We start from the raw sequence: 22059 nt of genomic DNA, 5'->3' as shown, positions 1-22059 counted from the left end.
CCGCATGGTGTGTTTCACCGGCGACATTCCGACTTCAGGTCTGCCTTGCAAAATATTGATTGCGCTCACGTTCTTTCCTTCCTTCAACAGCTCCAGGCAGGTGACAAGCCTCCATCCGGAACCGTTTTGATGCATCGCCCCCGCGCGCCAATCTCTGGGTCAGAGCAGCGGCGCGTAGGACCGGTCTTTTGATTATACGCCGGTCGCCGGAATGCCGGACCGCTCCACCGGACGCGGTGACGTCAGCTCCTTCCAGGTGCTCAGCGCCTTGTTCACTGTTGTGTTGGCCTCGCGCGCCACGAATTTGCCGTGCCCTTCCTGGCACCGCATGTCGCCGTCATGCACCGCCACATGGCCCCGCGTCAGGGTGAACCGGGGCAACCCTTTGACCTCATGCCCCTCAAAGACATTGTAGTCGATCGAAGATTGCTGGGTAGAGGCCTGAATTGTCTTACTCTTTTCAGGATCCCACACCACCAGATCCGCATCGGCCCCGACCAGAACCGCGCCCTTGCGGGGATAACAGTTCAGGATCTTGGCGATATTGGTCGAGGTCACCGCAACAAATTCATTGGGTGTCAGACGCCCCGTTGCGACCCCATGGGTCCACAGCATCGGCATCCGGTCTTCCAATCCACCGGTCCCGTTGGGGATCTTGGTGAAATCCCCCACACCATAGCGTTTCTGTTCCGTGGTAAAGGCACAATGGTCTGTCGCCACCACGCTCAGCGATCCGGCTTGCAGACCTGCCCACAGGCTGTCCTGATGTTGTTTATTGCGGAACGGCGGGCTCATCACCCGGCGCGCGGCGTGGTCCCAATCCTGGTTGAAATACTCGCTCTCATCCAGCGTCAGATGCTGGATCAACGGCTCGCCCCACACCCGTTTGCCCTGCATCCGGGCACGGCGGATGGCTTCGTGGCTGTCCTCGCAGGACGTATGAACAACGTACAGCGGCACGCCCGCCATATCGGCAATCATGATGGCGCGGTTTGTGGCCTCGCCTTCGACCTGTGGCGGGCGCGAATAGGCATGCGCTTCGGGGCCAGTGTTGCCCTCGGCCAACAGCTTGGCGCTCAACTCGGCGACCACATCACCGTTCTCCGCGTGCACCATTGCGATGCCACCCAATTCGGACAGGCGCTGAAAGCTGGAATACAGCTCATCATCGTTGACCATCAACGCGCCCTTATAGGCCATGAAGTGTTTAAACGTATTGATTCCACGGGTTTCGATGACGGTCTTCATGTCATTGAACACCTGTTCGCCCCACCATGTCACTGCCATGTGGAATGAATAGTCGCAATTGGCGCGGGTGGATTTGTTGTCCCAGCGTTTCAGCGCATCCAGCAACCCTTCACCCGGATTGGGCAACGCAAAATCCACCACCATCGTGGTGCCCCCGGCCAACGCCGCGCGGGTGCCGGATTCAAAATCATCCGTGGAATAGGTGCCCATGAACGGCATTTCCAGATGGGTATGCGGATCAATCCCACCCGGCATCACATAACACCCCGTCGCGTCCAGCTCCTCATCACCCTTCAGGTTCGGGCCGATTTCGGCAATCACCCCATTCTCGATCAGCACATCCGCCTTATAGGTCAGATCCGCCGTGACGATGGTTCCATTCCTGATCACTGTGCTCATCTTACACTCCCTTGGGACCATGCATTGGCCCTCATGCTTCTTTCTGGTTCAAAATACCTCGGGGGGAACATTGAAATCCCCGGATTTCAATGTGGGGGGCAGCGCCCCCTATTCCACGATCTCCGCCGTCTCCACCACCGCATGGAACAGCACATTGGTTCCGGCTGCGGCCCATTCGGGGCTGATCTCTTCGGCCTCATTGTGGCTCAGCCCATCCACACAGGGGCACATGACCATCGCCGTCGGGGCCACCCGGTTGATCCAACAGGCGTCATGACCCGCGCCGGAAATGATATCCAGATGTGAATATCCCAAACGTTCGGCGGCATTGCGCACAGCCGATACACACCCCTCGTCAAAGGTCACCGGATCGAATCCCCCAACCTTTTCGTATGCGATCTCGACCTCCATGGCCTCGGCCACCTTGTCGCCTTCAACGCGCAGACGGTCCTCCATGTCAGTGATCACATCCAATTCGGGTGAACGGAAATCGACCGTGAACACAACCTGCCCGGGGATCACATTGCGCGAATTCGGGAACACTTCGATATGCCCCGCAGCGCCGACCGCATGCGGCGCATGGGACCAGGCGATTTCATCCACCGCCTCGAGCACCCGCGCCATGGCGAGCCCGGCGTTGCGCCGCATCGGCATCGGCGTCGACCCAGTATGCGCGTCCTTGCCGGTGATCGTCACCTGCGTCCAGCTGAGCCCCTGCCCATGTGTGACCACACCGATATCAGTGTCTTCGTTTTCCAGAATCGGGCCCTGTTCGATGTGCAATTCAAAAAACGCATGCATCTTGCGCGCGCCGACCTCTTCGTCACCGCGCCAGCCGATGCGCGACAGCTCATCGCCGAATTTCTTGCCCTCGGAATCTTCGCGGTCATAGGCCCAATCCTGAGTATGAATTCCCGCAAACACGCCGGATGACAACATCGCGGGCGCATAGCGCGTGCCCTCTTCGTTGGTGAAATTCGTCACCACGATCGGATGTTTCGTCTTGATCCCCAAGTCATTGAGAGATCGCAGAATTTCCAGACCGCCCAGCACGCCCAGGACCCCATCATATTTGCCGCCCGTCGGCTGGGTGTCCAGGTGCGAGCCCACATAGACCGGCAGCGCATCCGGGTCGGTGCCTTCGCGCCGGGCAAACATGTTGCCCATCTGATCGAGCCCCATCGTACAGCCCGCGTCTTCGCACCATTTCTGGAACAACGCGCGCCCTTCGCCATCTTCATCTGTCAGCGTCTGGCGGTTATTGCCTCCGGCAACACCGGGTCCGATCTGAGCCATTTCCATCAGGCTGTCCCACAGGCGTTCGCCGTTGATTTTCAGATTTTGTCCAAGCGCGGTCATCGCCGTCGTCCTTCCCCGTCTGTCTCGCCATTTGCGGCGTTGTTTTTGCTGTTGGTCATCACGTCTGCGTGACATCTGCCACCACTGTGATTTGACCAACTGGTCAAACTCAGGCTATCACGGGTGGGACACCAGTCAAGAAATTGCAGCGCGACATCTGGAAAAAGCCCCACAAAATCGGGCATATCATCAAATTTCAGGCAAACCGCACGCACCAGGACAATACCGAGGATCAAACAGACGCCCATGGCCCAGGATCGAGCCCCGACCCGCATCCAGAAAAAGAATCGCGCCGCCATTCTCGAAGCTGCATTGGATGTGTTTTCTGCCAACGGATTTCGCGGGTCAACCGTGGATCAAATTGCCAATGCAGCCGGGCTGTCCAAGCCCAATCTGCTCTACTACTTCCCCTCCAAGGAGGCGATTTTCACCGAACTTTTGTCCCAGTTGCTGGACACCTGGCTGGATCCGCTGCGCGAATTGGATGCGGCGGGCGATCCGATGGAAGAGATCCTGGCCTATGTTCAGCGCAAGCTGCAACTGAGCCGGGATTTTCCACGGGAAAGCCGGCTGTATGCCAATGAAATCGTTCAGGGTGCACCGCGTATGATCGAGGTGCTATCGACCGACCTCAGAACATTGGTCGATGAAAAAGTCACCGTGCTGGAAACCTGGATGCGCGAGGGGAAAATTGCCCGAACCCATCCCAAACACCTGCTGTTTTCGGTGTGGTCGCTGACCCAGCATTACGCCGATTTCGATGTTCAGGTCCGCGCGTTGATGGCAGATGAAGACCCGTTTGACGGCGCTGCCGAATTCCTTGAGGGCCTTTATCGGCGCATGTTGACCCCGCCGTGATCTGTGAACTTCTACCACTAACGCATTGATACAACAGATTACGGGCGGCTCGTTTGAGCCGCCCGCTTCGTCTTGTTTGAATTTGCTCGCCGTTACTCGGCGGCGCAGGTCCCCGGATTGTTGGGGTGGGTTGTCCAGTTGGCGTATTCTTCCTCGACCACCTTGCCGGTGCGCGGGTCAACCGTTCCGGGTTCCATGACTTCCATGGTGATGCAATTCTCAACCGGGCAGACGTTGACGCACAGATTGCAGGCCACGCATTCTTCGTCCTTGACGCTGAACACCCGGTCTTCGCTCATCGCGATTGCCTGATGCGAGGTATCTTCGCAGGCAGCATAGCACCGACCGCATTTGATACAGGAATCTTCGTCAATCTTGGCCTTGGAGATGTGGTTCAGGTTCAGATACTGCCAGTCGGTGACATTCGGCACGGCCATACCCAGGAAGTCGGCAGTCGATTCATACCCCTTCTCATCCATCCACTGGCTCAGCCCGCTGATCATCTCTTCGACGATGCGGAAACCATAGGTCATCGCGGCGGTACAAACCTGCACATTGCCCGCGCCCATCGCTATGAATTCCGCCGCATCGCGCCATGTGGTGATGCCACCAATGGCCGAGATCGGCAGGTTTTGGGTTTGTGCATCGCGGGCGATTTCCGCGACCATGTTCAGCGCGATGGGTTTAACTGCGGGACCACAATAGCCACCATGGGTGCCCTTGTCGCCAATGGTCGGGTTCGGCGCCATCGCGTCCAGGTCGACCGAGACAATCGAGTTGATCGTGTTGATCAGGCTGACCGCATCCGCGCCCCCCGCCATGGCCGCGCGGGCCGGCAGGCGCACATCGGTGATGTTCGGGGTCAGCTTGACGATCACCGGTTTGTCATAGTTTTCCTTGCACCAGCGGGTGACCATTTCGACATATTCCGGCACCTGCCCAACGGCAGATCCCATGCCACGTTCGGCCATGCCATGCGGACAGCCAAAGTTCAGCTCGATCCCGTCGGCACCAGTGGCCGCGACCTTGGGCAGGATCGCCTTCCAGGCCTCCTCCTCGCACGGGACCATCAGCGATACGATGATCGCGCGATCCGGATAGTCTTTTTTGACCCGGGTGATTTCTTCGAGGTTGGTTTCCAGTGGGCGGTCAGTAATCAGCTCGATATTGTTGAGCCCCAACAGGCGACGGTCCGCCCCCCAGATCGCGCCATAACGCGGACCGTTCACATTGACGACGGGCGGTCCTTCGGACCCCAGCGTTTTCCACACCACACCGCCCCATCCGGCCTCGAATGCGCGGCGGACGTTATATTCCTTGTCCGTTGGCGGCGCCGAGGCCAGCCAGAACGGGTTCGGGGATTTGATCCCCAGAAAGTCTGTTGTCAGATCAGCCATTTGTCTGTTCCTTTAGAAAAAGGGGCGCGGGTCACCTGGGAGAATTGCGACCCGCCGCCCGCTCAGCCCATCAGGCTGCTGTGGATGTCCATTGCAGCGTCGCGGCCTTCGGCCACAGCGGTTACGGTCAGGTCTTCGCCGCCCGAGGCACAGTCGCCCCCGGCCCAAACCCCGGCAACCGATGTGCGACCTGCGTCATCAACCTTGATCTTGCGGCCTTCGATTTCCAGACCTTCGGGTGCGCCTTCCAGCGTCTGGCCGATGGCCTTGAAGATCTGATCCGCAGCGATCCGTACGGTTTCGCCGGTTCCGGTCAAAGACCCGCCGGTGCTGGAGGTGTATTCCAGCTCGATCTCGGCAGCTGCGCCATTGCCATGCACGGCGACTGGCTGAACATTGAACATCAGCTTGACGCCCTTGGAGGCCGCCAGATCCTGTTCAAACCCGCTGGCCCCCATTGCGCTGCGATCGCGACGATAGGCGATGGTGACGTTTTCCGCGCCCAACAGTTTCGACTGCACGGCGGCATCCACTGCGGTCATACCGCCGCCAATCACCACGACATCGCGGCCAACAGGCAAGGTGCGAAGATCGTCCGCCTGACGCAGTTCGGAAATGAAATCAACGGCATCGCGCACGCCGTCCTTGTCCTCGCCCGCGGCCCGCAGGGCATTGACCCCAGCCAGACCAATTGACAGGAACACCGCGTCATGATCAGCTTTGAGACCATCAAGCGTGAGACCTCGGCCCAACCCCTGGCCATGCTCAACGGTGATCCCACCGATCTGCATCAACCATTCGACTTCGCGTGCGGCGAAGTTTTCCGTCGACTTATACGACGCGATCCCGAATTCATTCAGGCCGCCGGATTTGGGTTTGGGCTCATAAATCACCACATCATGGCCCAACATCGCCAGACGGTGCGCCGCCGAAAGACCCGCAGGCCCTGCCCCGACGATGGCAATTTTCTTGCCAGTGCTGTCCGCCCGTGTGAACGGGTGCACGCCCGACGCCATCAACGTGTCGGTGGCATAGCGCTGCAGGCGGCCGATCTCGACCGGCTTGCCTTCGGCCGTTTCACGCACGCAAACCTCTTCGCACAGCGTTTCCGTGGGGCAGACCCGGGCGCACATGCCGCCCAGGATGTTCTGGCTCAGGATCGTGCGCGCCGCAGCCTCGGGGTGACCGGTCTGGATTTCGCGCAGGAACATGGGAATGTCGATGTCTGTGGGGCATGCGGTCGTGCAGGGTGCGTCATAGCAGAAATAGCACCGATCTGCGGCCACTGCCGCCTCGTGTGCGTCATAGGCTGGATGCAGATCCGAAAAGTTTTCGGTGATCTGTTCGGCGGACAAACGCCCTGCCTGAACTCCGGATGCCTGATGGCTGGTCGCCATTGGGTGTCTCCCTGATGTTTTGTTCTTGTCCTATCAGAGTGCCATATTTTATTTTTTTATCAACTGGTAAAATTTTGACCGGATGAAAAAAATATGGCCACCTGAAATCAGATGGCCAGCAAATCTTTGATATCAAACCGCTATCCGGGATTGCACAAAATTACAGCATTTGGGCCAAATGCCCCGTTTTGATCCAAACACGGGCCCCATCGGGCCCCGCGCAGCCTGAAAACCCCTGTCCCGGCGGCAGGCGCAGCCAGTCCCAGCGCGCAAATTCTTCGCCGTTTTCCGTGAAGCCACCGTCCACAACAAAAACCTCCATGCCCCCTTCGGGTTCCTTGCCGACCCTGGCTCCTGGTGCCCAGGTTTCGAGGCGCACCTCTTCGTGGGCGTCATGAAACAGCGGCAACACCGGATCGGCACCGATATTGGTGTTGATCTGAACCTGATGCCTGTCCTCGGGTTGGAATTGATGCAGTTTGACCAGAATAATAGCGCCGTCCATCGCGGCAGGCGTGTGGCGCGATGTGGGCGGGTTGCGCACATAGGATCCCACCGGGAAATCCCCCAGTTCGTCCTGAAACACCCCGTCCAGCACCAGGTATTCCTCGCCCCCGTCATGGGTATGGGCCTTGAAGGCGCTGCCCGGTGCGAACCTGACAATGGTTGTCGCCCGCGCGACCTCTTCGCCAATCCGGTCCAGCATTTTGCGTTCAACCCCTGGGGCCGGAGAGGCAACCCACGGGGTGTCATCAAAGTGAACTGCCACTCTTTCGGCAAAATCGGCATTGATCCGCATAAGGCCCTCCTGATGTCCGCGCTACGGGGCATATGGCCCCGACCATCGCCCCACAAAAGCATCTTCACGCACAGGTGACCAGAGAAACGCTGCGAAGAAAACCCATCAGGGGGCGATCAGCGGTCTCAGGATGGCAGAACCGCCGTGGCTTCGATTTCGATCTTGGCGTCATCTTCGACCAACCCGGCCACCACCACCATCGCCATGGCCGGGAAATGGTATCCCATCACATCGCGGTATGCCTTGCCGATTTCGCCCTGGCGCGCGACGTATTCCCGTTTGTCCGTCACATACCAGGTCAGGCGAATGATATCTTCGGCCTTGCCACCGGCCGCTTCGACCACGTCACGAATATTTTTCAGGGTCTGGACCATCTGACCGATAAAGTCATGGGTTTCGAACACCTGTTGCGCATTCCAGCCGATCTGCCCGCCCACACACAATACACGCCCCTCGGCCACCATGCCATTGGCATAGCCTTTTGCGGGTTTCCATCCTTCGGGATGTACAGAGATTGCGGGCATGACGGGCTCCTTGACTTGTGACCGGGACGCGGCGGGTTTTGGAGAGTGTGCGGAATTTCCGGATTTATTTCAAGTTTAAAGTTTCAAGCATAAAGAAATGACAAAACGCCCAAAAATGAAAAACCCGCCTCTTCAAACCAAAGAAACGGGTTCAATTCACATCAAACGACGCCACGTCAGGCGCGTTCAGAATATTCCATGGTTTCGGTGTTCACCACGATCATTTCGTCCTGACCGACAAAGGGCGGCACCATGACTTTGACCCCATTGTCCAGAATCGCGGGTTTGAACGAATTGGCCGCTGTCTGACCTTTGACGACCGGTTCGGTCTCGACGATCTGACAGGTGACTTTCTGCGGCACAGTGGCGTTCAACGCTTCGCTTTCGTGGAATTCCACAACGATGGTCATACCGTCCTGAAGGAACGGGCGGCGATCGCCCAACAATTCGGCAGGCAGTTCGATTTGCTCGTAGGTTTCGGTGTCCATGAACACCAGCATTCCGTCGCTTTCGTACAGGAATTGTTGGTCTTTTTGCTCCAGACGCACCCGTTCGACCTTGTCCGCGCTGCGGAAGCGTTCGTTCAATTTGGACCCGTTGCGCAGGTTGCGCAGTTCGACCTGTGCGAATGCCCCACCCTTGCCGGGTTTCACATGATCCACTTTGACCGCGGCCCAAAGCCCGCCGTTGTGTTCCAGAACATTGCCGGGACGGATCTCATTGCCGTTGATCTTAGCCATGCGTTAAATCCCTCTGGGGTAGTTGATGATTTGCTTGCCGACCCTATATCTGGCAGGCGCAAGACTGGCAAGACAACCTATCTCGTGCTGCACCTGCAGCAAGCCATGCACCAAATGCATAAAAGCTATGCAAAAACGGGGTACCCGAATCACTATTGTTCAGTCATAAGGAGCGCCACGCCGAAATTGCAAGAGCAAGAACAACAAGGAAGACGAGATGAGAGATTTCGTTGACGGCACTGCCTTTAACAACGAGCAGGGAAACCGGGCTCGTAAACTGTTTGCAGCAGTTGTGTTGGCTGCGCTGGATGACGCCATTGCCGATGATAAAAAATACGGGAATGGCCCAGAACAAATTGCCCGTTGGGCCCGCTCGCGCGATGGGCGCGAGGTGCTGAGCTGTGCCGGGATCGACCCCAATGAGCGGGTTGTGAACGGATTGATGGAGTTCGTGGGTCGCGGTGTGCGGACCTCGGTTGCTCTGTCACGCGAAGAAAGCGAGCGTCGCAATGCCGCTCAACAGGCCGAAGCGGCCTGATATCAAATGCATTGCGCAGATTGAAGGGCGCGCCTGGTCGGCGCGCCTTTCCAATTTCCCCCTGCTGTGAGTGGTCGCCCCAGAGTGATCTCTGTCCTGTGATCGTCCTTTGCTGTGATCGTACCGCTGTGACCCGCCTTTGGTGATCGTCCTGATGGGCTCCCGCCCGGTGTCGGTTTCCCTGGCGGGAAACCTCCGCCCGTTGGGCGTGGCCTCTTGCTGGGCACAGCCCAACAAGAGGCTGGGACAGCGCCTGCTGTCGTCTTTGAGCACAAACAGGACGGGTCCAAAGCTGCATTCAGGATGGGGTATTCCTAGTCTTCCACCAGACGGAAAAATCGGTCATGTCAGAGCCAGACGACAGGAGAGAGACCATGACACGCGCCATCATGATTCAAGGCACCGGCAGCAACGTCGGAAAATCGTTGGTGGTCGCAGGATTGGCGCGGGCCTTTGTCAACCGCGGGCTGCGGGTGGCCCCGTTCAAACCACAGAACATGTCCAACAATGCCGCCGTCACCCCCGAGGGCGGGGAAATCGGACGCGCACAGGCGCTGCAGGCCCGAGCCGCGCGCCGCACGCCGCATACCGACATGAACCCGGTGTTGTTGAAGCCCGAGACCGACACCGGTGCCCAGGTGATCGTTCATGGGCAACGCCGCGGCACCCGGTCTGCGGGCAGTTTCATGCGCGACAAGAGCGGTTTGCTGGATGCCGCGCTGGAGAGTTTTGCGCGGCTGGCAGCCGACGCGGACCTGGTGTTGATCGAAGGCGCAGGATCACCCGCAGAAACCAACCTGCGCCAGGGCGACATAGCCAATATGGGCTTTGCCTGTGCTGCAAACGTGCCAGTCCTATTGGTGGGGGACATCCATCGTGGCGGCGTGATTGCCCAGATCGTGGGCACCCAGGCCGTTCTGGACCCCGTGGATCTGAATCAAATCGTCGGATTTGCCGTCAACCGGTTCCGCGGCGATCTGAGCCTGTTTGACGGGGGGCGCGATGACATCGTGCAGCGCACCGGGTGGCCCTGTCTTGGGGTGGTTCCCTGGTTCAACGAAGCCTGGCGTCTGCCTGCCGAGGACATGATGGACATCGCCTCGCACGTGGGCGGGGCCTGCAAGATCGTGGTCCCGCAGCTGGAGCGTATGGCCAATTTCGACGACCTGGACCCGCTGTCGGCCGAACCTGGTGTGACGGTCGACATCGTTCCCGCCGGGCGCGCGCTGCCCGGTGACGCCGATCTGATCCTGATTCCGGGGAGCAAATCGACAATCGGAGACCTGGCCTATTTGAAGGCACAGGGGTGGGATGTGGACATCCATGCCCATGTTCGGCGCGGCGGTCACGTTCTGGGCGTGTGTGGCGGCTATCAAATGCTGGGCAAGACAATTGACGACCCCGATGGTGTCGATGGGCGCCCCGGCAAGGTTGATGGATTGGGGTTGCTGGATGTCGATACAGTCATGGGCGGCACCAAGACCGTTACCCTGACCCAGGCGCATGTGCTGGACAGCAATGAACCGGTCGACGGTTACGAAATTCATATGGGACGCAGCAGCGGTCCGGATTGTGATCGGGCCTGGCTGGGCATAGATGGGCGACGCGAAGGCGCCCGATCCCGGTCGGGTCTGGTCCGCGGCACCTATCTGCACGGTCTGTTTTCATCGGACCCCTTTCGCGCCAAATTCCTGGAGGAACTGGGGCACCAAAGCGACCTGCGCTATGAAGACGGCGTGGACGACGTTCTGGATCAGCTTGCCGTGCATCTGGAAGAACACCTCAACTTGGACCAGCTGTGGGATCTGGCAGGGCCAGTTTCGCAGACCACCCGCACAGCCAGTTGACCCCAGGCTTTGCCACTGGCACGGCCAGGCATGTCGAGTCAGATCAACGATTGGCCAGAGCGCCATCCAAGGCACTCGTGGCTGCGGTGATCCAGATAATCTGAGAGGGTCTCAGTCCAGTTCCTGCGCCACCAGCGCCCGATGGATTTCCCGCCGCACGAGTTTGCGCACATTGCGGGTGATCCGCTCCCCCAGAGCCCCTTGCAGCTCTTGACGGACAATGTCGGCAACCAATTCGCGCAGGCTTTCTTCATCCAGAAACGTGTCTTCGCCTGCCAGCACATCCAGATCCTCATCGACCTCGGTTGACTCGGTGTCGGCAATCGGGGCTGCCTCCGGATCTGGCACGATCGCGGCCATCGCGGCGGTGTCATCGGTTTCCAGCGGATCCGAAAGCTCCTCATCGACATGGTCCTGCCATTCGATGGTCACTGTCGGGGTGCCAGCATAATCATCTCCGAAATCGCCATCCGGCTCCCAGTGGTCATCGCTTTGATTGATGGCCGTCTCAAGAGCGGCAATCCGGGCGCTGAGCGGTTCGTCGGCGTCGGCTGTGTCATCGTGACCGGCGGCCTCCTGCAGGTGCGCGGCATCGTCCAGATGGCGCTCCACCTGGTCCTGCACGTCGTCTTGGTCATGGGGCGGGTGTTCCGGGACCAGAACCGGGTCTGTCAGGACTTCGACCTTGGCCGCTGAAAACAACGTATTTTCAGGGTCGGCCCACGGCACATCATCGGCATCATCTGCCGGTTTGGCCGCCTCTGTTTCCATTTGGGAATCGGGAAGGTCGTCAGAGACGATTTCTGCGACCAATTCTTCCGGGATCGTTTCGGGAGCGTCTGCCGCCTGGGTTTGGGTCAACTCCTGGGTTTGGGTCAACTCCTGGGTTTGGGTCAACTCCTGGTCCCCATCCTGAAGATCCCCGTCATTGACCGCGATGGACACCCGTTGGCTGTCCCCCAGCCGCATGGGGCCCGGGCTGCCCTGCGCAGAGGAGAGCGTGGATTCCGCTGCGGACTCTGCCACACGCAAAGATGGCGTCAGGACCAGCCGTGGCGGTTTTGGGACCTCTCGCGGTTCAGGAGCAAGTTCCTCACGGCGTGAATCTTCGCTCACCAAACGGCGAATTGACGACAGAACATCCTCTATCGCGGCATTTGATACAGGTTCAGACATCCGAAGCCACCACTCTTAACTCTGTCGCAAGTGTAGCTTGTGACAGAGTTTCAGACAACCGATAGAGTGAATTGTTATTTCTTTCCCAACGCTTCCAGAACACGGTCCAGATCACGCCCCTGTTTGCTGTACTTGGCGGGTGCGCCTTTGACCAGGTTGTAATACAGCAGCGGGTCATAGATTTCGACCGCCAGCCCCAACCGTTCAGCGGTCAACAACCCCTGCGCGGACAACAGCGAAAACGACGCGATGATCTGTTCAGCCTGGGCCTGGATATGGGCAGTGTTGGCGTTCAACAGTTCCTGTTCCGCCTGCAACACATCCAACGTGGTCCGTGCCCCCAATGTGGCCTCTTCGCGAATCCCGTCAAAGGCAACCTGGGCCGCCCGGATCTGTTCCCTGCGCGATGTAATGTTGGCCCGCGCGACATCCAGCGACACAAAGGCGTTATCGACCCCCTGAACCACATTGCGCTGAACCGTAATCAAGGCGCTGCGCTCTGCATCACGCACCGCTTTGACCCGGCGAATGCCCGCAGAGAGGCTGCCGCCCCGATACAACGGCTGGGACAGGTCGATACGCGCTGCCAGGTTGTCCGTTGTAATGCTCGAATTTGTGTCCTGGTTGGTCAAACCCAGATCGGCCTGAAAGCTGACAGAGGGGCCCAATGTCTTGTTCTGGGCCTGCACCGTGAGCTCGGCCGCCTTGACCCGGTGTTGCTGGTTCAGCAGATCCGGGTGGCCTTGCAAGGCGATGGAACGGGCTGTGGACACCGAAGCCACCCGTTTGGGCAACGTGGGATAAGCCGTCACCACGCCAGGATCATTGCCTACCGCGTTGGCGTATTCCGATTTGGCGTCGATCAGGGCTCCGCGGGCGTCCGTCAGGCTCGCCTCGGCCGCCGCGACGCGGCTCTGGGCCAGCGACACATCGGTCCGGGTCACTTCACCCACGTCGAAACGATCCTGTGCCGCGCGCAATTCTTCGCGCAGCAGCCGCAGGTTGTTCTGCCGCAGAGCCACATTTTCCTGCTGCAACAGAACGCTGGTATAGGCAACAACCGCCCGCAGCAGAATCTGCTGCTCGATCGACACCAATGCCTGACGGGTCGCCAAAACGGTTTCCTGTGCGGCAATAGCCGAAATCCGGGTGGCCCCACCATCATACAGCAGCTGGTTCAACCGCAACCCGGTAAAGAGCGTCGTAGAATGCCCCGTCCCATGTGCCACGCCGGCCGAATTGTACCGCAGGCTCCGTTCGGCGCTGCTGATCCAGTTGATCACCGGTCGCAGCCCCGAAACCGACAGGGCGACATCTTCGTCCGCGGCCCGCAGCAGGGCCCGGTTCTGTTCCAGAAGGCCGCTGGTCTTGTAAGCGCCAATCATGGCGTCGGTCATATTGTCGGCCTGCGCCCCTGAAACCAGAGCCCCGACAGCGACGCTGCCAGCCAGAACCAATTTTTGAAAAATGCCTGTTGTCCGTTTCGTGCCCATGGGTCGCCTCGCCTGTTAGACTCTGTCCGAATTGCCGGAGCTATTATTAAACAACGCCCTCACCCCGGATGACCCGGGGTGATCGCCTTAGAGCGCGAATTCATGCGCCTTTTCAAATCCATTTAGAACCGGTGCCGCCGCATTGAACGCCAGACGCCACGAGATGTCCCCGCCCGCCTTGTGACCAACGCGCAATTCGCCCAGATTGCCCGACATAAAGATGCAGGCGATGCGCCCGCCTTCCTTCAGCTGATCCGTCACGGCCGCTGGTAGGTCTTCGACACCACCCTGAAGCAAAATGACATCGTAGGGGCCATGTTCGGCGGCTCCTGCCGTCAGTGCGCCCTTGTGGACAACCGCATTGTCGGCTCCGGTTTGCGCCAAAAGCTCCTGTGCCTCATCGGCCAGTTCGTCTTCTTCGACCAGGATCACGGCCTGGGCCATTTGCGCCAGAACCGCACCGGAATATCCCAATCCACCGCCGATATCCAAAACCAGCTCGTCATTGGTGATATTCAAAACATCCAGCATCTTGGCCAGAGTACGCGCATCCAGCATCATACGCCCCCCACCAACCGGCAGGATTTCGTCGGCATAGGCGGCCTCGCGCTGTGCATCCGGCACGAAAATCTCGCGCGGGACGTCCAACATGGCGTCAATGATCGGAAATTTGGTTACATCTGAGGGGCGCACCTGGGTGTCGACCATCATGACGCGACGTGCGGCAAAGTCTGTCATTTGCTAAACTCTTCTGTTCAGTCGGTTGCAACAGGTTTTGCCACATCCCCGCCGGGGCGGCAACGGCAGAAGCCGCAAAAGCCTGTCAAACTCCGCGACAGAATGCACCGATTGGCGCAAATCGGCCAGCCTTGTGTTATTTCTTCTTCACAAATTTGGTCAGGATCACGATCCGCTGGCCTTCGACACGGCCTTCGATGTGGTCAGGATTGTCCTGAACCAATGAAATCCCCCGCACTGCGGTGCCCCGTTTGGCTGTGAACCCCGCGCCCTTGACCGGCAGATCCTTGATCAGCACGACATTGTCACCCTGCGCCAGCGGCGCTCCATTGCTGTCACGGTGTGCGGAGGCAACCGCCACCGCATCGACCCAGGCCTGGGTTTCTTCGTCCAGCCACAGCTGATCTGACAGATCCCGCGCCCAATCGTGATCCTCCAACCGTTTCAGCAGCCGCGCCGACAATACCTGAACCGCGACATCTTCGGACCACATGGACCCGGCCAGACACCGCCAGTGGTTGGCGTCCAGATCGCCGTCTATCTGGGTGCGGCAGGTGTCACAAATCTGGCACCCTGCCTCATCCGGCCCGCCCTCGACCGCAAAGAACCGCAAAGGGGCGTCAGAGGAACAAAGCGAACAGGACATGGGGGATCTCCAAGGTTGGTTTGGGGCGGGTATAAGAGGTGCAGATCAGGAAAGACAGAGGGGCCGGCGTCGGCATTCCCAATACCAGCCCGACAACCATCCATCAGTTGCCATCAGAGCATAAGCTGCAAGACCCGAGATGTCGTAAACCTTGGGCAAAACTTCTAATTTGGGGGCCGGATCGTGAAATTGGCCGAGATCAAGTCGGAAACATACCCCGTCAGATTTTCAAAGGTTACATCCCTAGGCATCATACCAAAGAAAGACCGGGCACCCGCTGCATACGCGCCGAGGAGATTTACGACCCAATGTCTGGACAAACCCACCGGCCGCATTTGGAACGATGACCCTCTTTGGCGTCTTGCTGCGGGCGATCCTCTACGTTGCCGTCACACCGCACGGTGCGCACAGTTGAGCGGCGAGCGTCCGCAGGTTTCTTTTGCATTCATCTCTATGTGAGTTTTTCGGGATGTGAGTTTTCGAGCTTTAGCCCGGTGTCAAAATTCTGCACCACCAACGGAAGAATCTGCACCGCCAACAGGAGAACACGCCAGGCTCCCAAAGCGATCCGTCTTTGATGTAAATCCTGTTGCTTGGCCATAAGCCATTTGCCCAAATCCCGCTGTTGCTGAAAAATCGGAAATTCCGTGAAAGTGGCCTTGAAAACATGAGATGGGCACAAACGCATGCGAACGCTTGACCAATCCGCGATTCCAAATCATATGCCTCTCCATGACAGACCTCGCTCATATCCGCAATTTCTCCATCGTCGCCCATATCGACCATGGCAAATCCACCCTTGCTGACCGGCTCATCCAAGAGACCGGCACGGTCAAGGACCGTGACATGAAGGAGCAGCTGCTCGACAGCATGGATATCGAGCGCGAACGCGGCATCACCATCAAGGCCAACACGGTGCGCATCGATTACATCGCCGATGACGGTCAGGAATACGTCCTGAACCTGATCGACACCCCCGGCCACGTCGATTTTGCCTATGAGGTCTCCCGCTCGATGCGCGCGGTCGAAGGCTCGCTGCTGGTGGTCGACAGCTCCCAAGGGGTCGAAGCCCAGACTCTGGCCAATGTCTATCACGCGCTGGATGCGGATCACGAAATCGTCCCGGTGCTGAACAAGATTGATTTGCCGGCTTCGGATTGTGACCGCGTGGCCGAACAGATCGAAGACGTGATCGGCATTGATGCCTCCGAAGCCATCCGCGTCAGCGCCAAAACCGGCCAGGGCATTCACGAAACGCTCGAGGCAATCGTGCGCGACCTGCCCGCCCCGTCCGGTACGCTTGACGCGCCGCTCAAGGCGATGCTGGTGGACAGCTGGTATGACGCCTATCTGGGCGTGATTGTTCTGGTCCGCATCATTGATGGCGTGATGAAAAAGGGCATGCGCGTCAAATTCATGTCCAACGACACGCTGCACCATGTGGACCGCGTTGGCGTCTTCCGCCCGGAAATGGCAATGGTCGACTCCCTGGGCCCCGGTGAAATCGGTTTTCTGACGGCCTCGATCAAACAGGTGCGCGACACCCGTGTCGGCGACACGATCACCAATGATCGGAATGGGACCGAAATCGCGCTGGACGGTTTCAAACCCGCCCAGCCCGTTGTGTTCTGTGGTCTGTTCCCGGTTGATTCCGCCGAATTCGAAGACCTGCGCGACGCCATCGACAAACTGGCCCTGAACGACGCCTCCTTCAGCTTTGAGATGGAGACCTCGGCGGCGCTGGGATTTGGCTTTCGCTGTGGGTTCCTGGGGCTGCTGCACCTGGAAGTGATCCGCGACCGGATCGAGCGCGAATACAACATTGAACTGATCACCACCGCCCCATCGGTGATCTACCACGTCTACATGAAGGGCAAAGACGGAGAAGCAGGCGAAAAAATCGACCTGCACAACCCTGCCGACATGCCCGACATGTCCAAGGTCGACCACATCCAGGAACCGCGGATCAAGGCAACCATCCTGGTCCCTGACGACTATCTGGGTGACGTGCTGAAGCTGTGCCAGGACCGGCGCGGCATTCAGGAGAACCTGACCTATGCGGGATCCCGCGCGATGGTTGTGTATGACCTGCCGCTGAACGAAGTGGTGTTCGACTTTTACGACCGGTTGAAATCGGTGACCAAAGGCTATGCTTCCTTTGATTATCAGCTGACCGGCTATCGCGAAGACAATCTGGTCAAGATGTCGGTGCTGGTGAATGACGAACCCGTAGACGCGCTGTCGATGATGGTCCACCGGGACCGCGCCGAAATGCGCGGCCGGGCCATGTGCGAAAAGCTCAAGGATCTGATCCCGCGTCACATGTTCAAGATCCCGATCCAGGCGGCCATCGGCGGCAAGGTCATCGCCCGCGAAACCCTGTCTGCCCTGCGCAAGGACGTGACCGCCAAATGCTACGGCGGCGACGCGACCCGGAAACGGAAATTGCTGGACAAACAGAAGGCCGGCAAGAAGAAGATGCGCCAGTTCGGGAAAGTGGACATCCCACAGGAAGCGTTTATTTCCGCCCTTAAAATGGATTCCTAAATCCATTTTAAGGGTGGGTGGGCGGCAGTGATTTTCAAAGAAAATCGCGTGCCCACACGGTTGTGTGGTGCGTGTCAGCTAGCCGATGGCGGACAATTTAGCTTACTGTTACACATAGAACTTCCTTGCATTTCTCCAAACAAATTAATTAAATCGCCTCAGAAACGATTTCATCTATCTCATTGATCGCACTTACAATAAGTCCACATACGCCATCGATGATGGCCTTGGTTCTTCGCTTCGCTCTATTTAACTCCGACACAGCTCGCGGGACAGACGCCAACGTCCGCGAAAGATCTTCAAATCCTTGAAGACCAGTCCTCATATTTTCTTGCAACGAAACAAACATTTCCAAAAATTCGCGACGCTCATTATTAGTACCGACGTTGTCGCTCGACACGATAATCAGCAAGTCACGAGAAAGTTGAATACCTTCAGAAAGATGGCCCCGAAAAAGAGGTAAGATCGCAGATGACGTCTCAACAAAGGCGTCCATACTGCGACTAGCGCCCTTCAACACCGACCTAATTTCTGAAGACGACTTGTTGGGGTCGGAACTCAATTGCTGTGCGTGCTCTTGAGTTTCCTGTCCAAGGCGAGTTACAGCACCGCTCAATGCTTCTAACTGCGTAGTCGCTGCTATCATTGCATCACTCGCTTGGTCAGCGAGTTCGATATATCCAATCTCATCTTCTTCTTCCAACTGATTCAAAATGGACAACGGATCTGAAAGGTTATTGCTATCTTTCTCTTTCTCGATTTTCAGTTCCGAAACCGCAGTGTCAACACGTCCGGTTTCTGCAGAATCCTTCTCGATAACTCGATCAAGTAACCTAGCTAAATATGACGTTACTTTTGTTTTAAAATCACCAACGGTCTTGTACTTTGCATACATCCCTTTGTCGGAAATGGAAGCCTTGAACTCTTCTACTTTCAAAAGTTCTTTGACTTCGAGTTCTCGCCCAGAATGACCCACCTCTTGGAAAAAAAACATGACTTCTAAAGAGTCAGGAGCTTCTGTTTTTCGTTTGTAGGCTCGGTCAAATTCATGCTGGGTACCAGAAGATGCATTTCCCGTGGGGGTTCCAAATTTCGCACTCATAATGCCCAAAAAAATATCGTAATCATCTCCAATTTCAGAATCAATTTTCTCTTGAGCTGGAATCCCAAATGTTGGTACGACATCACTCTCCCACGTCAGAGGAACAAGATTGTATCCGAGAGCGGTTCCCTTCAATTCATTGATCTGTTGAATAACCTCTTTTACGGCCGATCGTTCATCCTCAACTTCGCTGGGAGAGGAGATGAACACCGAAACTTGTTTGATTGACTTTCGCACTTCGGTTCACCTGTAATAATTTACACCTTATTGCCAGCACTAGCTCATTCAAAAATTGCGCGCAAGTGAAGGCGTTCTAACCAGGGTTGCATTTGAGATTTTTCACCCAAACATTGCCCCACCCCCAACTTTGCGCCATAGTGCCGCGAAACCCCAAGGTGACTGGGCACAAGACCCGGCACCGGTGCTATGAGGCAAGACCATGAAACATCTGACGATCGCCCTGCTGTGTGTGGGCGTTTCCATGACAACTGTTCCGACCCCGACCCTCGCCGGGGCGGGTGTGATTGAACGCGCGTGTCGCCAATCCAACCGCACCGCCGCCAACCCGTCGCTGTGTCGCTGTATCCAGAAGGTCGCGAACAAAAGCCTGAGCCATTCCGAACGCCGCAAAGTGTCAAAATGGTTCAGCGATCCCCACCGCGCCCAGGAAGTGCGCCAGTCCGACAACCGCTCGGACGAGCGGCTGTGGCTGAAGTACAAGGCATTTGGCCAGAAGGCCCAGAAAACCTGCGGCTGATCCTCTCCCGTCAGATGTAGGGTGCGTGCTGGCACGCACCGCACCGGCGGCGCGGTCACATGGCCGCGCGGGTGTCCTGTGCTTGCAGCTTCTCCAAACGGATGTCCGCCGTGCGGGCGTGGCCTTCCATGCCCTCGGCCCTTGAAATCGCCGCTGTCGCGCGCGCCAGATCACCCACTGCCTCAGGCTCCACCCGTTGCCAGGTCACTGTTTTCAGGAACTTTTGGGCACTCAGCCCCCCGGTATAGCGCGCCGCGCGTGATGTGGGCAGCACATGGTTTGGCCCTGCCGCCTTGTCGCCGAATGCCACCGTGGTGTGTTCGCCCAAAAACAGCGATCCATAGGCCGACAGATGTCCCCGCCACCACGCCAGATCCGCCGCCTGTACATGCAGATGTTCAGGGGCATATGTATTCGCCACGCGGGCCATTTCGCCGCGGTCAGCGCACAGGATCACCTCTCCCAACGCGTCCCATGCGGCGCGGGCCTGATCTCGGTTCAGTTCGGGGAGGCTGGCGATGCAGACAGGCACCAGGCGCAAAACCTCCTCCGCCAGCACCCGGTCATCCGTCACCAACCAGACTGGTGAATTATACCCGTGTTCGGCCTGCCCGGCCAGGTCCCAGGCCACGGTCCGCGGATCGGCTGTTGCATCAGCAATCACCAGCGAATCCGTCGGCCCGGCAAACATGTCGATGCCCACGGGACCAAACAGCTGGCGTTTCGCTTCGGCCACGAATTGGTTCCCTGGCCCCACGAGAATGTCGGCTGGCGGACAGCCAAACAATCCCTGTGCCATGGCCGCAACGCCCTGAACACCACCGAGATTCAGAATGCGGTCTGCCCCTGCCAGATCCATGGCAAAAAGGATCTCTGCCGGAATCCCCTGCCCCGGACGCGGCGGCGAGCAGGCAATCACGTTGGGCACCCCCGCCGCGCGCGCCGTTGTGATGGTCATCAAGGCAGACGCAATATGTGCATAGCGCCCCCCCGGCACATAACATCCCGCGGCGTTCACCGGGATCTGGCGCTGTCCGGCCACCAGACCGGGGCGGATTTCCACCTCGATATCCGTGGCGCTCGCCCGCTGGGCTTCGGCAAAGCATTTGATGTTTTCGTGGGCATAGCGAATGGCTTCCTTCAACGCCGGGGTCACGTGAGCCGCTGCCGCATCGATTTCTGTGCGACTGACGACGATATCGCCGCTCCACCTGTCCAACTGATCGGCATAATCACGCACTGCGCCCTCTCCATCAGCGGCAATGCGCTCTAACATCCCGCGCACGATGGTTTCAGTTGACCCTGCGGAACCCTCAGCGATACCAAGACTGGATTTTAGATAGGTAACACTTGGGATTTCGGCGAATTTTTCGAAGGACATGGGGAAAACCTGACTATGTTGCACCTTGACCCATTGGGGTCAGAGTTTCAGAAAAGACAAAACGTTGCGGAGACCAGACATGCTGATGAAGGGGGTTACATTGCGCGGGCTCGAAGTTTTCGAAGCCCTTGCAAAAACGGGATCGGTTGCACAAACCGCCGAAATAACCGGATTGAGCCAACCTGCCGTGTCCCAACAATTGCGCAACCTTGAAAAGGCGCTGGGGGCTGATCTGGTCGACCACAGTCGCCGCCCGATGCGGGTGACACCAGCAGGAAAATCGTTTTTGGCGCGCACTGAATCCGTGCTGTCGGAACTGCGTCTGGCACAAAGCGAGCTGACCGTGATGGACCTGACCCATCTGAGCACGCTGTCGATCGGGCTGATCGACGATTTTGACAATGACCTGACCCCGCGGCTGGCTACGATCCTGGCCGACAGTCTGACCAAATGCCGGTTCAAGATGATCACCGCGCCCAGCCATGAAATCACCAAGGCCATGGAAGAGCGCAGCCTGCAGGTTGCTGTTTCGGCCAGCACCGGTCAACTGATCGATGGCATCACCGAATACCCGGTGATCCGCGATCCGTTTATTCTGGTGGCACCGCGCGGCCATTTCACCAATCCCAAGGCGGAAATAAGTGGTTTGAGCGACTTGCCCCTGCTGCGGTACGCGCGCGAACAGTTGATCAGTCGACAAATCGAAGCACATTTGGCCCGACAAAAGCTGGACTTTGAAGAGCGGTTTGAAATCGGCAGCCATTTGGCGTTGATTGCAATGGTTGCGCGTCGTGTAGGATGGGCGGTGACAACGCCGCTTGGCTATATGCGGGCGGCCCGGTTCCACGATCAAATCGACGTATTTCCGTTGCCGTTCGGGGCGTTTTCGCGCACGATTTCGGTCTTTGCCGGGTCGGACTTCGCCGATGAAGTCCCCCGCGATATTGCCCAGACCCTGCGCCATCTGGTGCAAAGCCAGATGATTGATCCGGCGATCTCGCAGCAGCCCTGGCTGGCAGGACAGCTGCGCGTCATCGCAGGATGATACCCTCTGCCCATGACCGCGGCGGTGCCTAGCCACCGTCCGGATGCGGAGGGTCGTTCGCCGATTGA

General features: G+C 58.1%; 20 protein-coding genes. 6 read left to right on the top strand and 14 right to left on the bottom strand.

The window, feature by feature from the left end:
- Positions 1-192: 192 nt before the first annotated feature.
- Both hydA and K3727_08540 read right to left on the bottom strand, forming a co-directional pair.
- A complete protein-coding gene (gene hydA, locus K3727_08545) occupies positions 193-1647 on the bottom strand; it encodes a dihydropyrimidinase (protein ID UWQ92811.1) in 1455 nt (484 codons plus the stop codon).
- A gap of 108 nt (positions 1648-1755) precedes the next feature.
- On the bottom strand, positions 1756-3006 hold the full coding sequence (locus K3727_08540; GenBank protein UWQ92810.1) for a Zn-dependent hydrolase: 1251 nt from the start codon (positions 3004-3006) through the stop codon (positions 1756-1758).
- Positions 3007-3252: 246 nt separating this feature from the next.
- On the opposite strand from K3727_08540, the gene K3727_08535 reads away from it, so the two are divergent.
- Positions 3253-3864 carry a TetR/AcrR family transcriptional regulator gene (locus K3727_08535; protein UWQ92809.1) on the top strand — a complete coding sequence of 204 codons (612 nt, stop codon included), beginning with the start codon at positions 3253-3255 and terminating at the stop codon, positions 3862-3864.
- A gap of 92 nt (positions 3865-3956) precedes the next feature.
- Here K3727_08535 and preA read toward each other — a convergent pair whose 3' ends face one another.
- From preA to efp, 5 genes are all read right to left on the bottom strand, one after another.
- The gene (preA, locus tag K3727_08530; protein ID UWQ92808.1) at positions 3957-5261 is read right to left on the bottom strand and encodes an NAD-dependent dihydropyrimidine dehydrogenase subunit PreA; all 1305 of its coding nucleotides are present in this window, start codon (positions 5259-5261) and stop codon (positions 3957-3959) included.
- Positions 5262-5323: 62 nt separating this feature from the next.
- Entirely contained in the window at positions 5324-6658 is a 1335-nt protein-coding gene (locus K3727_08525) for an NAD(P)-dependent oxidoreductase (GenBank protein ID UWQ92807.1), read from the bottom strand.
- Between the two features lie 160 nt (positions 6659-6818).
- Positions 6819-7457, bottom strand: coding sequence for a cupin domain-containing protein (locus tag K3727_08520; GenBank protein ID UWQ92806.1), 639 nt, complete (start codon positions 7455-7457; stop codon positions 6819-6821).
- Positions 7458-7582: 125 nt separating this feature from the next.
- Positions 7583-7981 carry a RidA family protein gene (locus K3727_08515; protein ID UWQ92805.1) on the bottom strand — a complete coding sequence of 133 codons (399 nt, stop codon included), beginning with the start codon at positions 7979-7981 and terminating at the stop codon, positions 7583-7585.
- Between the two features lie 176 nt (positions 7982-8157).
- Positions 8158-8721 (bottom strand): elongation factor P, encoded by a 564-nt coding sequence (gene efp, locus K3727_08510; GenBank protein ID UWQ92804.1) that lies wholly within the window; start codon positions 8719-8721, stop codon positions 8158-8160.
- A 217-nt stretch (positions 8722-8938) separates the two neighbouring features.
- On the opposite strand from efp, the gene K3727_08505 reads away from it, so the two are divergent.
- Positions 8939-9259 (top strand): elongation factor P, encoded by a 321-nt coding sequence (locus tag K3727_08505; GenBank protein ID UWQ92803.1) that lies wholly within the window; start codon positions 8939-8941, stop codon positions 9257-9259.
- A 374-nt stretch (positions 9260-9633) separates the two neighbouring features.
- A complete protein-coding gene (locus tag K3727_08500) occupies positions 9634-11106 on the top strand; it encodes a cobyric acid synthase (protein UWQ92802.1) in 1473 nt (490 codons plus the stop codon).
- A 111-nt stretch (positions 11107-11217) separates the two neighbouring features.
- On the opposite strand, the gene K3727_08495 is transcribed toward K3727_08500, so the two are convergent.
- The 5 genes from K3727_08495 to K3727_08475 all read right to left on the bottom strand — a co-directional run bounded on the left by K3727_08495 (position 11218) and on the right by K3727_08475 (position 15881).
- A complete protein-coding gene (locus K3727_08495) occupies positions 11218-12282 on the bottom strand; it encodes a hypothetical protein (protein UWQ92801.1) in 1065 nt (354 codons plus the stop codon).
- 74 nt (positions 12283-12356) lie between these two features.
- Positions 12357-13775 carry a TolC family outer membrane protein gene (locus K3727_08490; protein ID UWQ92800.1) on the bottom strand — a complete coding sequence of 473 codons (1419 nt, stop codon included), beginning with the start codon at positions 13773-13775 and terminating at the stop codon, positions 12357-12359.
- An 87-nt stretch (positions 13776-13862) separates the two neighbouring features.
- A complete protein-coding gene (locus tag K3727_08485) occupies positions 13863-14513 on the bottom strand; it encodes a protein-L-isoaspartate O-methyltransferase (protein UWQ92799.1) in 651 nt (216 codons plus the stop codon).
- Between the two features lie 136 nt (positions 14514-14649).
- Positions 14650-15159 (bottom strand): PhnA domain-containing protein, encoded by a 510-nt coding sequence (locus K3727_08480; protein ID UWQ92798.1) that lies wholly within the window; start codon positions 15157-15159, stop codon positions 14650-14652.
- 497 nt (positions 15160-15656) lie between these two features.
- A complete protein-coding gene (locus K3727_08475; protein ID UWQ92797.1) occupies positions 15657-15881 on the bottom strand; it encodes a hypothetical protein in 225 nt (74 codons plus the stop codon).
- Positions 15882-15891: 10 nt separating this feature from the next.
- On the opposite strand from K3727_08475, the gene lepA reads away from it, so the two are divergent.
- Entirely contained in the window at positions 15892-17706 is a 1815-nt protein-coding gene (gene lepA, locus K3727_08470) for a translation elongation factor 4 (protein UWQ92796.1), read from the top strand.
- A 148-nt stretch (positions 17707-17854) separates the two neighbouring features.
- On the opposite strand, the gene K3727_08465 is transcribed toward lepA, so the two are convergent.
- Positions 17855-19045 carry a DUF4062 domain-containing protein gene (locus K3727_08465; protein ID UWQ92795.1) on the bottom strand — a complete coding sequence of 397 codons (1191 nt, stop codon included), beginning with the start codon at positions 19043-19045 and terminating at the stop codon, positions 17855-17857.
- A gap of 202 nt (positions 19046-19247) precedes the next feature.
- On the opposite strand from K3727_08465, the gene K3727_08460 reads away from it, so the two are divergent.
- Positions 19248-19565 (top strand): hypothetical protein, encoded by a 318-nt coding sequence (locus K3727_08460; GenBank protein UWQ92794.1) that lies wholly within the window; start codon positions 19248-19250, stop codon positions 19563-19565.
- Between the two features lie 55 nt (positions 19566-19620).
- Here the strand turns inward: K3727_08460 and hisD are convergent, their stop codons facing one another.
- A complete protein-coding gene (gene hisD / locus K3727_08455) occupies positions 19621-20946 on the bottom strand; it encodes a histidinol dehydrogenase (GenBank protein ID UWQ92793.1) in 1326 nt (441 codons plus the stop codon).
- Between the two features lie 79 nt (positions 20947-21025).
- Here hisD and K3727_08450 point away from each other — a divergent pair, with 79 nt between their 5' ends.
- Complete coding sequence (locus K3727_08450; protein UWQ92792.1) at positions 21026-21991, top strand: LysR family transcriptional regulator; 966 nt, start codon at positions 21026-21028, stop codon at positions 21989-21991.
- The last annotated feature ends 68 nt before the right edge of the window (positions 21992-22059 follow it).

Source organism: Rhodobacteraceae bacterium M382 (assembly GCA_025141015.1).
In the GTDB taxonomy this organism is placed as follows: domain Bacteria; phylum Pseudomonadota; class Alphaproteobacteria; order Rhodobacterales; family Rhodobacteraceae; genus Aliisedimentitalea; species Aliisedimentitalea scapharcae.
This window is presented reverse-complemented; position numbering and strand designations above follow the sequence as displayed.